Here is a 12,846-nt window from a genome sequence, read left to right on the forward strand (position 1 = left end):
TCTCTATGCGGAAAATGGGATTAAAAACGGAAGTGCAGCAGCAACTGCAGCACCACCAGGCCGATCACGAAGCCGATGCCGGCGCTCAGAATGGCCAGCAGCAGGCGGTTGGTGGTCTTTTGCTGCCGTAGCAGCTCCATGAGCAGGGCCTCATGCTGGCCCGCGCCCCGGTGGGCCAGGTACTGGTGGAGCACGCGCGGCATGTCGGGCAGGATTTTCGCGTAGCGCGGCGCCTGGGCCTTGAGCTCGCGCCACAGGCGCTGCGGCCCCATCTGCTCCAGCATCCACTGCTCCAGAAAGGGCTTGGCCGTGCTCCACAGGTCGAGGTTGGGGTCGAGCTGGCGGCCCAGGCCCTCGATGTTGAGCAGCGTCTTCTGCAGCAGTACCAGCTGGGGCTGGATCTCGACCTGGAAGCGGCGCGAGGTCTGGAACAGGCGCATCAGCACCATGCCCAGCGAGATCTCGGCCAGCGGACGGTCGAAATAGGGTTCGCACACGGCGCGGATGGCCGCCTCGAGCTCCTCCACGCGCGTGATGGCCGGCACCCAGCCGCTTTCCACATGCAGCTCGGCCACGCGCTTGTAGTCGCGGCGGAAGAAGGCCAGGAAGTTCTGCGCCAGGTATTCCTTGTCGAACTCGGTCAGCGTGCCGACGATGCCGAAGTCCAGCGAGATATAGCGGCCGAAGGTCTCGGGCTCCAGGCTGACCTGGATATTGCCCGGATGCATGTCGGCATGGAAGAAGCCGTCGCGGAACACCTGGGTGAAGAAGATGGTCACGCCGTCGCGCGCCAGTTTCGGGATGTCCACGCCGGCTTCGCGCAACCGCTCGACCTGGCTGATGGGCACGCCGTTCATGCGCTGCATCACCATCACGTCGGTATGGCAGTAGTCCCAGAAGATCTCGGGGATCAGCACCAGGTCCAGGCCTTCCATGTTGCGGCGCAGCTGCGCGGCATTCGAGGCTTCGCGGATCAGGTCCAGCTCGTCGTGCAGGTAGTTGTCGAATTCGGCCACCACCTGCCGGGGCTTGAGGCGCTTGCCGTCATGCGAGAGCTTCTCCACCCAGCCGGCCATCATGTGCATGAGGGCCAGGTCCTTGTCGATGACGCCCTTCATGCCGGGACGCAGCACCTTGACGGCCACGTCGCTTTCGCTGCCGTCCTTGTTGCGCACCACGGCAAAGTGCACCTGGGCGATCGAGGCGCTGGCCACGGGCTCGCGCTCGAAGCGCACGAAGATCTGGTCGAGCGGGCGCTTGAACGAGCGCTCTATGGTGTCCACCGCGATCTGCGGATCGAAGGGCGGCACGCGGTCCTGCAGCTTGGCCAGTTCCTCGGCCACGTCGGGCGGCATGAGATCGCTGCGCGTGGACAGCACCTGGCCGAACTTCACGAAGATCGGCCCCAGCTCCTCCAGGGCCTCGCGCAGGCGCACGCCGCGCGGCTTGTCGAGCTTGCGCCCCAGCGTGACGATGCCGCGCACGGTGCGCAGCCATGGGTGCTCGAAGCTGGAGAGCACCAGCTCGTCCAGTCCATAACGGAACACCACCCAGAGGATGGCCCATCCCCGCAGAAAGCGCGTCATGGCTGCGTGGCGTCAGGGCCGCCGGGCATGGCGGTCACGGGCGTCGTGGCGGCGCGCGCACCTGCCTCCTCGGCTTCGGCCTTCCTGCCGCCCATGCGCGCGCCCACGAACTGGCGCAAGGCCTGCGACGCGGTGCGCGCCACCTTGGCAATCGTGTGCGCGGGCACATCGCCGATCACGCGGGCCAGGTCCTCTTCCACATCCCACTGCACGTTGTCGACCAGCCAGTTGATCTCGGCCGCGAACTGCACGTCGCCCTGGATGCGGATCGCCGGCTTGTCGCCGCGCAGCGCGGTCTGGGCCAGGGAAAGCGGGGAAGTCTCGGTGACCTCCAGCAGCAGGTCGGGTTCGGCGCCCTCGGGCGCCACGTCGAACAGGCCGGCAGGCGTGACCAGCAGGGCCATCGAATACTGGCGCCACTGCACGCGGGCAATGCGGCCCTTCTGGCGCACGAGGCGCTCCATCGCCTCTTTCTCCTGCATCAGCACATGGTTGAGAAACAGCACCAGGCGCTGGTGCATCTCGCTCACCAGCCATGCGGGAGCCTGAGGACCTGCCATCACGCGCTCCACGAGACCGTTGAGAAAAGAAAAAGGGGACTGTGTTGCCATAGTCCCCGATTATTCATGAAATTAATCCCCCCCTGCGGCGCTGTGCACCTTCCCTGCGCGGGGATGACGCCTTCACCGCAGGGCGGCCCTTGCGCAGCACCCCTGTGTGGAGCATGCCTGCGCAAGGATGCGTGCTTCATTGCAGTGCCTGGACGCCGGCCACCAGCCAGCCGCTGGAGCCATTCTTGGGCTTGGTCATGTTCCAGACCTCGCGGAAGGGGCTGGGACCGACCGAGGCCTCCTCGCGGATCATGCCGGAGAACTCCACGCTGGCCATGTAGTCCTGGCCCAAGTCCTCGATGCCCAGCAGCTGGGCGTCGATCATGACCACGTCGGTCTGGTTGGGCTGGCCGCCGCGCTGGGTTTCGCGCTCGGACAGCTGGCCGCGGATCTCGGCCAGCATCTCGTCGGTCATCATGGAGCGCAGCGTGGCGATGTCCGAACGGTCCCAGGCCGACTGCAGCGTGACGAAATTGCGCTTGGCCGCGGTCAGGAAGCCGTCGGTGTCGAAGCCCTCGGGTATGCCCCAGCTCTGCGAGCCTGCAAGCGCCGAGCCGATCATGGAGCCGCCGGCAGCCGCGGCAGCGCCGGGCAGGTGGTTCTGCTCCCAGGGCCGGGCCGAGGCATCGTTGCCGACCTTCTCGGGGTTGTACTGGCGGACCGGCGCCTGCGCCTCATGGGGTGCACCGCCCAGATTGCCAGCCCCCTGGAATGCGAACGGGCCGGGCTGGGCCGCCGCACCGCGGCGCGAGCGCATGACCATGCCGATCACGGCCATGATGACCATGGCCAGCAGGGCGATCAGCAGGATGTTGCCGAAGGCCGCGCCCAGGCCCAGCGAATGGGCCAGCCAGGCCAGGCCCAGGCCGGCGGCCAGGCCGCCGAGCATGGCGCCCCAGGGCTTCTTGGGCTGGGCCGCGGGTGCCGGAGCCGGCGTGGCAGCGCGGTTGGGCTGCGCGGCATTCTGCTGCGGAGCCTGAGGACTCTGGGTGGGGGCACGAGAAGCTTCACGCTGCGTCACATTGCTCGACTGCTTGCCAAACGACGAGCCGCCGCCCATGCGCTTGGCATCCGCCTGCCCATGCGCCACGACCAGCATGGCCACCAAGACGATTGACCACAGTTTTCTCATGCCATCTCCCTTCTTATCAAAAAACGTAGCTACAAATCCGCGCAGACCGCGCGCTCAGCATTTGATTCCCACATGCAAGGCACAGACGCCTCCCGTCATGTTGTGATAGTCCACATGGCCGAAGCCGCATTGCTGCATCAGGGCCTTGAGCTCCTGCTGGCCCGGGTGCATACGGATGGACTCGGCCAGATAGCGATAGCTTTCCGAGTCGCCGGCGATGAGCTTGCCCATGGCCGGCAGAATCTTGAACGAATACCAGTCGTAGGCCTTTTCCAGAGGCTTGGCCACCTTGGAGAACTCGAGCACCAGCAGCTTGCCGCCAGGGCGCAGCACGCGGTTCATCTCCTTGAGCGCCACATCCTTGTGCGTCATGTTGCGCAGGCCGAAGGCCACGCTGACCAGATCGAAATAGTTGTCCTCGAACGGCAGCTTCTCCGCATCGCACACCAGCGTGGGCAGGATCACGCCCTTGTCGGTCAGGCGGTCGCGCCCCACACGCAGCATGGCTTCGTTGATGTCGGTATGCACCACCTGGCCCGAAGCGCCCACCTTCCTGGAAAATGCCAGCGCCAGGTCGCCCGTGCCGCCCGCGATGTCCAGGGCCTTGTCGCCTTCCTTGAGATTGGCCACCATCACGGTGTAGGCCTTCCAGGCGCGGTGCAGGCCGCCCGACATCACGTCGTTCATGATGTCGTACTTGGAGGCGACGGAGTCGAACACGCCGCGCACGCGGCCGGCCTTTTCGCTTTCATCGACCGACTGGAAACCGAAATGTGTGGTGCTCATAACAATGAATGCTAAGCAGGCAGTGCTGTTGCGTACAGCGACAACCCCGTATGGCTACGGGCTTTGCAGCACTAGGGGTTTAGATGGAATCGTCCTGCGACGCTTGAAGAGCAAGCGCCGAAAGCTACTTTTAATATAGCATCAGCCTCAATAACCCTGCGTGCTGCGCAGCACCGGTGTGGCGCGTGGCGCACGCAAAAGCCGGGGCCCGGGCTTTTGGCGGCGTCCGGATCAATGCACGCTGCAGCCGTGGCCGCCACCCTTCTGGGGCATGGGTGCATCCCGGTCCAGGCCGGCCTCCGCAAGCCGCTGCAGGTATTGCTGCCACAGCGCATCCTGCTGGCTGCCCAGCTGGTACAGGTATTCCCAGGTATAGAGGCCGCTTTCATGGCCGTCGCTGAAGAACGGCTTGATCGCGTAGTTGCCCACGGGCTCGATGGTGGTGATGCCCACGTCGCGCTTGCCCGTCTGCAGCACTTCCTGGCCCGGGCCATGCCCCTGCACTTCGGCCGAGGGCGAATAGACGCGCAGCAGCTCGAAAGGAATGCGGAAGGTCTTGCCGTCCGAATAGGACACTTCCAGCACGCGCGAGGCGCCGTGCACGGTCAATGCCTCGGGCGTGGGGGTATCGGCTTGCAGTCCCGCCATGGGTATCTCCTTCAATAGATCGGACGGCGGCCCGTATCCGCAGGGTCCGCCGTCTTTGTTTGCCGCGCCGGCCGCTCAGGCAGCCCAGGCGTCCAGCGCCCGTTCCAGCGCAGCGTCCACCCGGGGCAGCAGCTGGGCGACCTGCGCCTCGCGGGCCCCATCGCGCTCGCGCTGGGCTGGCGCCCAGACGGCACCCGGGAAATGGCTGTCCCAGTCGTAGCGCGCAATCACATGCCAGTGCAGGTGGGCCACCATGTTGCCAAGGGCCGCCAGATTGATCTTGGTGGGCGCCAGCTGCTCGCGCAGCACGCGCTCCACCAGCGCCACGGCGTCCATGCACAGCGCGCGGTCGGCGGCGGACAGGTCCGAAAACTCGGCCACATGGTCGTTCCAGACCACGCGGTAAAAGCCCGGGAAGCCGGCCTCGGCAGCGCGGATGACGCGCAGCCTGTCGCCGCGCCAGATCAGCGTGCCGCCATCGGCGGCGCACAGGGGGCAGTTGTCTTGCCGGCGCATGGCGACCTCAGACCAGCACGCGCTCGATGCCGCCCTGGTTGGCGCGCTGCACATACTCGGCCATCCAGTTCTCGCCGAGGATGTCGCGCGCCATCTCGACCACGATGTAGTCGGCTTCGAGCAGGCCGTTCTGCAGGTCGTTGCCGTAGCGCGAGAGGCCTTGCAGGCAGCTGGGGCAGCTGGTCAGGATCTTGACGTTGTCCTTCTCGCCCACCTTGCCGGATTCGCGCAGCACCGCTTCGCTCTTGCGGATCTCCTCGGTCTTGCGGAAACGGATTTGCGTGGAAATGTCGGGGCGCGTCACGCCCAGCGTGCCCGATTCGCCGCAGCAGCGTTCGCTCTTGAGCACGTCGTCGCCCATGAGCGCCTTGACGGTCTTCATGGGGTCCTGCGTCTTCATGGGCGTATGGCAGGGGTCGTGGTACAGGTAGGCACCCTTGTTCTGCAGCGTGATGCCCTTTTCGAGCAGGTATTCATGGATGTCGATGATGCGGCAGCCCGGGAAGATCTTGTCGAACTCGTAGCCCTGCAGCTGGTCGTAGCAGGTGCCGCAGCTCACCACCACCGTCTTGATGTCCAGGTAGTTGAGCGTATTGGCCACGCGGTGGAACAGCACGCGGTTGTCCGTGATCATCTTCTCGGCCTTGTCGAACTGGCCGCTGCCGCGCTGCGGATAACCGCAGCACAGGTAGCCGGGCGGCAGCACGGTCTGCACGCCCGCATGCCAGAGCATGGCCTGCGTGGCCAGGCCCACCTGGCTGAACAGGCGCTCCGAGCCGCAACCGGGGAAATAGAACACGGCCTCGGTATCGGCGCTGGTGCTCTGCGGATTGCGGATGATGGGCACGTAATCCTTGTCCTCGATATCCAGCAGGGCGCGCGCCGTCTTGGTCGGCAGTCCGCCGGGCAGCTTCTTGTTGACGAAGTGGATCACCTGCTCCTTGATCGGCGCCGTTCCTACCGAGGCGGGCGGATGGGCCGTCTGCTTCCTGGCCACGGCGCCCAGCACGTCGGCGGCCAGGCGCTGGGCCTTGAAGCCCACGCCGACCATGGCCGAGCGCATGAGCTTGATGGTGTCCGGGTTCGTCGCGTTGAGCATGGCCATGGCCAGCTTGTTGCCGGGGCGGAAGCTCTTCTTGTCCATCTTGCGCAGCAGGTTGCGCATGTTCATGGTCACGTCGCCGAAGTCGATCTTGACCGGGCAGGGGTTGAAGCACTTGTGGCAGACCGTGCAGTGGTCGGCCACGTCCTCGAACTCCTGCCAGTGCTTGAGCGAGACGCCGCGGCGCGTCTGTTCTTCGTAGAGAAAGGCCTCCACCAGCAGCGAGGTGGCCAGGATCTTGTTGCGCGGGCTGTACAGCAGGTTGGCGCGCGGCACATGGGTGGCGCACACGGGCTTGCACTTGCCGCAGCGCAGGCAGTCCTTGACGCTGTTGGCAATCGCGCCGATGTCCGACTGCTGCATGATGATGGACTCGTAGCCCATCAGCCCGAAGCTGGGCGTGTACGCATTGGTCAGGTCGGCATACATCAGCGACTCGCGCGGCGAGCGGCCGTCATGGCTCTGGTGGGCCGAGGCGTCCCATTCCTCGTTGCGGATCAGCTTGCCCTTGTTGAAGCGGCCTTCGGGGTCCACGCGCTTCTTGTATTCGGCAAATGGCGCCAGTTCGGCATCCGACAGGAATTCCAGCTTGGTGATGCCGATGCCGTGCTCGCCCGAGATCACGCCGTCCAGGCTTCGCGCCAGCTCCATGATGCGCGCCACGGCTTCGTGCGCGGTCTGCAGCATCTCGTAGTCGTCGCTGTTGACGGGGATGTTGGTGTGCACGTTGCCGTCGCCGGCGTGCATGTGCAGCGCCACCCAGACGCGGCCCTTGAGCACCTTCTGGTGGATGCCGTTGAGGGCTTCGCGCAGCGGCTGGAAGGCCGCGCCGGCGAAGATCTTGGACAGCGGCTCCTTGAGCTGGGTCTTCCAACTTGCGCGCAGCGTATGGTCCTGCAGCTGCGGGAACAACGTGGCCACGCCATCCAGCCAGCCCTGCCACAGCGCGCGCACATCGCCCACCAGGGCCAGCGCCTGCTGCACGCGGTCCTCGAGCAGCTCGGCCGAGGGAATGTCGCCCGCGTCGTCCTGCTTGCCCAGTGGCAGATCGCCATGCCGGAAGAAACGCGCCAGCTCGTCGCAGAGCCTGAGCTTGTTGCGCAGGGAGAGCTCGATGTTGATGCGCTCGATGCCGTCGGTGTACTCGGCCATGCGCGGCAGAGGGATCACCACGTCCTCGTTGATCTTGAAGGCGTTGGTGTGGCGGCTGATGGCGGCCGTGCGCTTGCGGTCCAGCCAGAACTTCTTGCGTGCCTCGGCGCTCACGGCCGTGAAGCCCTCGCCGTTGCGCGAGTTGGCGATGCGCACCACCTCGGCGGCCACGCGCGCCACCTCGTCGGCGTTGTCGCCGGCGATGTCGCCCAGCAGCACCATCTTGGGCAGATGGCCGTTGCCCTTCTTGCTCTTGGTCGCGTAGCCCACGGCCTTGAGGTAGCGGTCGTCCAGGTGTTCGAGGCCGGCCAGCAGCACGCCCGAGCGCTTTTGCTCGGCGAACATGTAGTCCTTGATCTCGACGATGGAGGGCACGGCATCCTTGGCATTGCCGAAGAACTCCATGCAGACCGTGCGCGTGTGCTCCGGCATGCGGTGCACCACCCAGCGCGCGCTGGTGATCAGGCCGTCCGTGCCTTCCTTCTGCACGCCGGGCAGGCCCGAGAGGAACTTGTCCGTCACGTCCTTGCCCAGGCCTTCCTTGCGGAACTTGTGGCCGGGAATGTCCAGGCGTTCGGTGCGGATCGGCGTCTTGCCGTCGGCCTCGAAGTACTGCAGCTCGAAGCTGGCCATCTCGGCATCGTGGATCTTGCCCAGGTTGTGGTCCAGGCGCGTGACTTCCAGCCACTGCGCATCGGGCGTCACCATGCGCCAGGACACCAGGTTGTCCAGCGCCGTGCCCCACAGCACGGCTTTCTTGCCGCCCGCGTTCATGGCGATGTTGCCGCCGATGCACGAGGCCTCGATCGAGGTCGGATCCACGGCGAACACATAGCCGGCGCGCTCGGCCGCATCGGCCACGCGCTGGGTCACCACGCCCGCTTCGGAATAGATGGTCGGCACCTCGTGGTCGACGCCGGGAATGCGGCGCATCTCGACCTCGGTCAGCTTTTCCAGCTTCTCGGTGTTGATGACCACGCTGCGCCAGGTCAGCGGAATGGCGCCGCCGGTATAGCCCGTACCGCCTCCGCGCGGGATGATGGTCAGGCCCAGTTCGATGCAGCCCTTGACCAGGCCCGCCATCTCGGCTTCCGTATCGGGGGTGAGCACCACGAACGGGTATTCGACGCGCCAGTCGGTCGCGTCGGTCACATGGGCCACGCGCGAGAGACCGTCGAACTTGATGTTGTCCTTGGCCGTGAAGCGACCCAGGGTTTTCTGCACGCGGCGACGCAGCTGCTCGGCCTCGACGAAGGTGGCGTTGAACTCGTGCACGGCGCGGCGCGCGGCCTCGACGAGCTGGCCCACCAGCGTATCGCGCAGCGCATCGGCATCGGGCTCGCGGCGCTTGTCGATCTCCGACAGACGGTGCTCCAGCGCCTCCACCAGCGACTTGCGGCGGCCGGGGTTGTGCAGCAGGTCATCCTGCAGATAGGGATTGCGCTGCACGACCCAGATGTCCCCGAGCACCTCGTACAGCATGCGCGCGGACCGCCCCGTGCGACGCTCCTGGCGCAGCTGGTTGAGCACATCCCACATGGATGAGCCCAGCAGGCGTATCACAATCTCGCGGTCGGAAAACGAGGTGTAGTTATAGGGAATCTCGCGCAGTCGTGCGGGTTCGGCTGCCTGCGCCTGCAAGGCGGCCAACGCAATCGGTACATTCATGGGGTAGACCGTATCGGGCGCCCGGTGGCGCCCCGAAGCCAGTGGGACGACGATTTTAAGCGAGGCGGCCCGATCCCGCCGGGCAGTACGCCCATAGCCTCAGAAGCCTGCGTCCCTGCGCCTGCCGGCCTTTCGCGCCGGGCCCGCGGGCTTCGCGCATGCTTTTTGCCCCACCATCCTGTCATCCGGCTGTCCACCAAAGAGGCTCGCATGCCTGCATCGGTACAAACAACCATTTGCGAATCAAAAGCAACAAAAACCGAAAGACCGTCATTTCGAAACGAAATGGTATTGACCTAGAATGGCGCAGCTTCGCGCGTCACCTTTTGTCACCCCTTTGTCATGTGACAAGGAAATGTGCGGGTTCGGCCCGTGGTGGAACACGAAGCTGGTGCAAACAATGACATGCATATGTCATACGCAAGACCTAATGTGCAGCGTCGCATATTTCGTCACCAAAACGTTAGAGGAGCTTTCATGCAATTCAAGCAACTGGCCATGGCCGCCGCCGTCGCCGCTACCGCTTTTTCGGCGCAAGCCACCACCGAGATCCAATGGTGGCACTCCATGACCGCCGTGAACAACGAGTGGGTCAACGATCTGGCCAAGCAGTTCAATGAAAGCCAGAAGGATTACAAGATCGTTCCGACCTACAAGGGCGCGTATGACGAGTCGATGACAGCCGCCATCGCCGCGTTCCGTTCGGGCAATGCACCCGACATCCTGCAGGTCTTCGAAGTGGGCACCGCCACCATGATGGCCTCCAAGGGCGCGACCGTGCCCGTGGGCAAGGTCATGGCCGATGCCGGCGTGTCCTTCGATCCCAAGTCCTACATCCCCGCCGTGGCCGGCTACTACACCGCCCCCAACGGCCAGATGCTGAGCTTCCCGTTCAACAGCTCGACCACCATCTTCTATTACAACAAGGATGCCTTCAAGAAGGCCGGCCTGAACCCCGACAAGGCGCCCGCCACCTGGCCCGAAGTCTTCGCCGCCGCCAAGAAGCTCAAGGAAAGCGGCCACAGCTGCCCCATGACGCTGGCCTGGCAGGGCTGGACCCAGCTGGAATCGTTCTCCACCTGGCACAACGTGGAATTCGCCACCGAGCAGAACGGCCTGAGCGCCAACGGCTACAAGGCGCGCCTGAAGATCAACTCGCCCCTGCACGTCAAGCACATCCAGAACCTGGCCGAAGCCGCCAAGAACGGTGAATTCGTCTACAAGGGCCGCGGCTCCATTCCCCAGGCTTCGTTCACGGCCGGCGAATGCGCCATGATCCAGACGTCGTCGGGCTACTACGGCGACGTGGCCAAGAACGCCAAGTTCGCCTACGGCCTGGCTCCCCTGCCCTACTACCCCGATGTGAAGGGCGCGCCCCAGAACACCGTGATCGGCGGCGCTTCGCTGTGGGTCATGGCCGGCAAGAATGCCGAGCACTACAAGGGCGTGGCCAAGTTCTTCGAATTCCTGTCGCAGACCAAGGTCCAGGCCGCCAGCCACCAGCGCACCGGCTACCTGCCCGTGACCATGGCCGCCTATGACCTGACCGAGAAGTCCGGCTTCTATGCCAAGCATCCCGGCACCGACACCGCCGTGACGCAGATGATCCGCAAGGTGACCAACAACTCGCGCGGCATCCGCCTGGGCAACTATGTGCAGATCCGCACCATCGAGGACGAGGAACTCGAACAGGTGTGGGCCGGCAAGAAGACCGGCCAGCAGGCGCTGGACGCCATCGTGTCCCGCGGCAACGAGCTGCTGGCCCGTTTCGAGCGCTCCTACAAGCAGTAATCGCCAGCCTCGATTCCGAGCTGGTCAAGCCTGCAGCGCCTCCCCAAGGGGCGCTGCACCCCATGCCCCGGAGGTTGGCTCCAGCCTTCGGCGGTTTTTTTATTTGTGACCCCTCATGGAAAAACGCGTACTTTTCCGCTCCGGATGGCTGCCGTGGGTGCTGATTGCCCCCCAGCTGCTGATCATCAGCATCTTCTTTTTCTGGCCCGCCGCACAGGCCGTGCTGCAGTCGTTCCAGATGGAAGACGCCTTCGGCATGAGCACCGAGTGGGTCGGGTTCGATAACTTTCGCACCCTCTTCGCCGATCCGTCCTATCTGGACTCGTTCTACCGCACCGCCGTGTTCTCGGTGCTGGTGGCCGGCATCGGCATTGCCACCTCGCTGGCGCTGGCCATCTTCGCGGACCGCATCGTGCGCTTCGCCATGGTCTACAAGACCCTGCTGATCATTCCCTACGCCGTGGCGCCCGTGATCGCCGGCGTGCTGTGGATCTTCATGTTCTCGCCGTCCATCGGCGTGGTGGCCTATTTCCTGGACAAGCTCGGCTATTCCTGGAACCACCTGATGAACGAGAACCAGGCCATGGCGCTGATCGTGCTGGCCGCGGTGTGGAAGCAGATCTCCTACAACTTCCTGTTCTTCCTGGCCGGCCTGCAGTCCATCCCCAAGGCGCTGATCGAGGCCGCCTCCATCGACGGTGCCGGCCCCTGGCGCCGCTTCTGGAACATCCAGCTGCCGCTGCTGTCGCCCACGACCTTCTTCCTGCTGGTGATCAACATCGTCTACGCCTTCTTCGACACCTTCGGCATCATCGACGCGGCCACCCACGGCGGTCCCGGCCAGTCGACCTCCATCCTGGTCTACAAGGTGTATCTGGACGGCTTCAAGGCCCTGGATCTGGGCGGCTCCGCAGCGCAGTCCGTGATCCTGATGCTGATCGTGGTGGTTCTGACCGTGATCCAGTTCCGCTATGTTGAAAAGAAAGTGCAGTACTGATCATGGTTGATCGCAATCCCTGGCTCAACATCTTCTCCCACGCCGTGCTGATCTTCGGCGTGGCCATCGTCGCCTTTCCGCTGTACCTGGCACTGATCGCCTCCACGCACACGGCCAGCGAGATCGTCCAGGCGCCCATGCCGCTGCTGCCCGGCTCCCACCTGTGGGAGAACTACAAGGAAGCCCTGCTGGGCTCGGGCAAGCTCGGGTCCAACACCAACGTCGTGCACATGATGTGGGTGAGCTTCGTGGTCGCCATGATCATCACCGTGGGCAAGATCGCGATCTCGCTGCTGTCGGCCTTCGCCATCGTCTACTTCCGCTTCCCGTTCAAGATGATCTGCTTCTGGGCCATTTTCCTGACCCTGATGCTGCCCGTGGAAGTGCGTATCCTGCCTACCTACAAGGTGGTGGCCGAACTGGGCCTGCTCAACAGCTACGCGGGCCTGTCGCTGCCGCTGATCGCCTCGGCCACGGCCACTTTCCTGTTCCGCCAGTTCTTCCTGACCGTGCCCGACGAACTGGTGGAAGCGGCCCGCATCGACGGCGCCGGTCCCATGCGCTTCTTCAAGGACGTGCTGGTGCCCCTGTCCAAGACCTCGATCGCGGCGCTGTTCGTGATCCAGTTCATCTACGGCTGGAACCAGTACCTGTGGCCCCTGCTGATGACCACCTCGGAAGACATGTATCCCGTGGTCGTGGGCATCAAGCGCATGGTGGCCGGCGGCGGCGAAGCCGCCATCGACTGGAACATCGTGATGGCCACGGCCATCCTGGCCATGCTGCCACCGACGCTGGTGGTCATGCTGATGCAAAAGTGGTTTGTCAAAGGCCTGGTGGATACCGAGAAGTGATCC

General features: G+C 64.6%; 10 protein-coding genes. 3 read left to right on the plus strand and 7 right to left on the minus strand.

Annotated elements, in window-relative coordinates; genetic code table 11:
* Nucleotides 1–20: 20 nt before the first annotated feature.
* The 7 genes from ubiB to Cte04_RS05480 form a co-directional block, all read right to left on the minus strand.
* Nucleotides 21–1,586, minus strand: coding sequence for a ubiquinone biosynthesis regulatory protein kinase UbiB (gene ubiB / locus Cte04_RS05450; protein WP_066473265.1), 1,566 nt, complete (start codon nt 1,584–1,586; stop codon nt 21–23).
* Nucleotides 1,583–2,197: a ubiquinone biosynthesis accessory factor UbiJ gene (locus Cte04_RS05455; RefSeq protein WP_066473273.1), complete on the minus strand. Its 615-nt coding sequence runs from the start codon at nt 2,195–2,197 to the stop codon at nt 1,583–1,585. The genes ubiB and Cte04_RS05455 overlap by 4 nt, the downstream gene beginning before the upstream one ends.
* Nucleotides 2,198–2,333: 136 nt before the next feature.
* Complete coding sequence (locus tag Cte04_RS05460; RefSeq protein WP_066473276.1) at nt 2,334–3,329, minus strand: Tim44 domain-containing protein; 996 nt, start codon at nt 3,327–3,329, stop codon at nt 2,334–2,336.
* A gap of 54 nt (nt 3,330–3,383) precedes the next feature.
* Nucleotides 3,384–4,115: a bifunctional demethylmenaquinone methyltransferase/2-methoxy-6-polyprenyl-1,4-benzoquinol methylase UbiE gene (gene ubiE, locus Cte04_RS05465; RefSeq protein WP_066473279.1), complete on the minus strand. Its 732-nt coding sequence runs from the start codon at nt 4,113–4,115 to the stop codon at nt 3,384–3,386.
* A gap of 231 nt (nt 4,116–4,346) precedes the next feature.
* Nucleotides 4,347–4,763: a gamma-butyrobetaine hydroxylase family protein gene (locus Cte04_RS05470; RefSeq protein WP_066473283.1), complete on the minus strand. Its 417-nt coding sequence runs from the start codon at nt 4,761–4,763 to the stop codon at nt 4,347–4,349.
* Between the two features lie 75 nt (nt 4,764–4,838).
* A complete protein-coding gene (locus Cte04_RS05475; protein ID WP_066473287.1) occupies nt 4,839–5,279 on the minus strand; it encodes an HIT family protein in 441 nt (146 codons plus the stop codon).
* A gap of 7 nt (nt 5,280–5,286) precedes the next feature.
* On the minus strand, nt 5,287–9,201 hold the full coding sequence (locus Cte04_RS05480) for a DUF3683 domain-containing protein (RefSeq protein ID WP_066473289.1): 3,915 nt from the start codon (nt 9,199–9,201) through the stop codon (nt 5,287–5,289).
* A gap of 477 nt (nt 9,202–9,678) precedes the next feature.
* Between Cte04_RS05480 and ugpB the strand changes: the two genes are divergently transcribed.
* From ugpB to ugpE, 3 genes are all read left to right on the plus strand, one after another.
* Nucleotides 9,679–10,992, plus strand: a complete 1,314-nt coding sequence (gene ugpB, locus Cte04_RS05485) for a sn-glycerol-3-phosphate ABC transporter substrate-binding protein UgpB (protein ID WP_066473293.1) — start codon at nt 9,679–9,681, stop codon at nt 10,990–10,992.
* A gap of 115 nt (nt 10,993–11,107) precedes the next feature.
* Nucleotides 11,108–11,989: a sn-glycerol-3-phosphate ABC transporter permease UgpA gene (gene ugpA / locus Cte04_RS05490; RefSeq protein ID WP_066473295.1), complete on the plus strand. Its 882-nt coding sequence runs from the start codon at nt 11,108–11,110 to the stop codon at nt 11,987–11,989.
* 2 nt (nt 11,990–11,991) lie between these two features.
* The gene (gene ugpE, locus Cte04_RS05495) at nt 11,992–12,843 is read left to right on the plus strand and encodes a sn-glycerol-3-phosphate ABC transporter permease UgpE (RefSeq protein WP_066473298.1); all 852 of its coding nucleotides are present in this window, start codon (nt 11,992–11,994) and stop codon (nt 12,841–12,843) included.
* Nucleotides 12,844–12,846: the final 3 nt, after the last annotated feature.

Origin of the sequence: Comamonas terrae, assembly GCF_001544075.1 — a bacterium.
Taxonomy (GTDB): domain Bacteria; phylum Pseudomonadota; class Gammaproteobacteria; order Burkholderiales; family Burkholderiaceae_C; genus Comamonas; species Comamonas terrae.

Excerpts from the sequence above, each read along its gene's own strand:
- ugpA (WP_066473295.1), top strand. The coding sequence starts at position 11,108 with ATGGAAAAACGCGTACTTTTCCGCTCCGGATGGCTGCCGTGGGTGCTG.
- Cte04_RS05475 (WP_066473287.1), bottom strand. The coding sequence starts at position 5,279 with ATGCGCCGGCAAGACAACTGCCCCCTGTGCGCCGCCGATGGCGGCACG.
- Cte04_RS05470 (WP_066473283.1), bottom strand. The coding sequence starts at position 4,763 with ATGGCGGGACTGCAAGCCGATACCCCCACGCCCGAGGCATTGACCGTG.
- ugpE (WP_066473298.1), top strand. The coding sequence starts at position 11,992 with ATGGTTGATCGCAATCCCTGGCTCAACATCTTCTCCCACGCCGTGCTG.
- Cte04_RS05460 (WP_066473276.1), bottom strand. The coding sequence starts at position 3,329 with ATGAGAAAACTGTGGTCAATCGTCTTGGTGGCCATGCTGGTCGTGGCG.
- Cte04_RS05480 (WP_066473289.1), bottom strand. The coding sequence starts at position 9,201 with ATGAATGTACCGATTGCGTTGGCCGCCTTGCAGGCGCAGGCAGCCGAA.
- ubiE (WP_066473279.1), bottom strand. The coding sequence starts at position 4,115 with ATGAGCACCACACATTTCGGTTTCCAGTCGGTCGATGAAAGCGAAAAG.
- ugpB (WP_066473293.1), top strand. The coding sequence starts at position 9,679 with ATGCAATTCAAGCAACTGGCCATGGCCGCCGCCGTCGCCGCTACCGCT.
- Cte04_RS05455 (WP_066473273.1), bottom strand. The coding sequence starts at position 2,197 with ATGGCAACACAGTCCCCTTTTTCTTTTCTCAACGGTCTCGTGGAGCGC.
- ubiB (WP_066473265.1), bottom strand. The coding sequence starts at position 1,586 with ATGACGCGCTTTCTGCGGGGATGGGCCATCCTCTGGGTGGTGTTCCGT.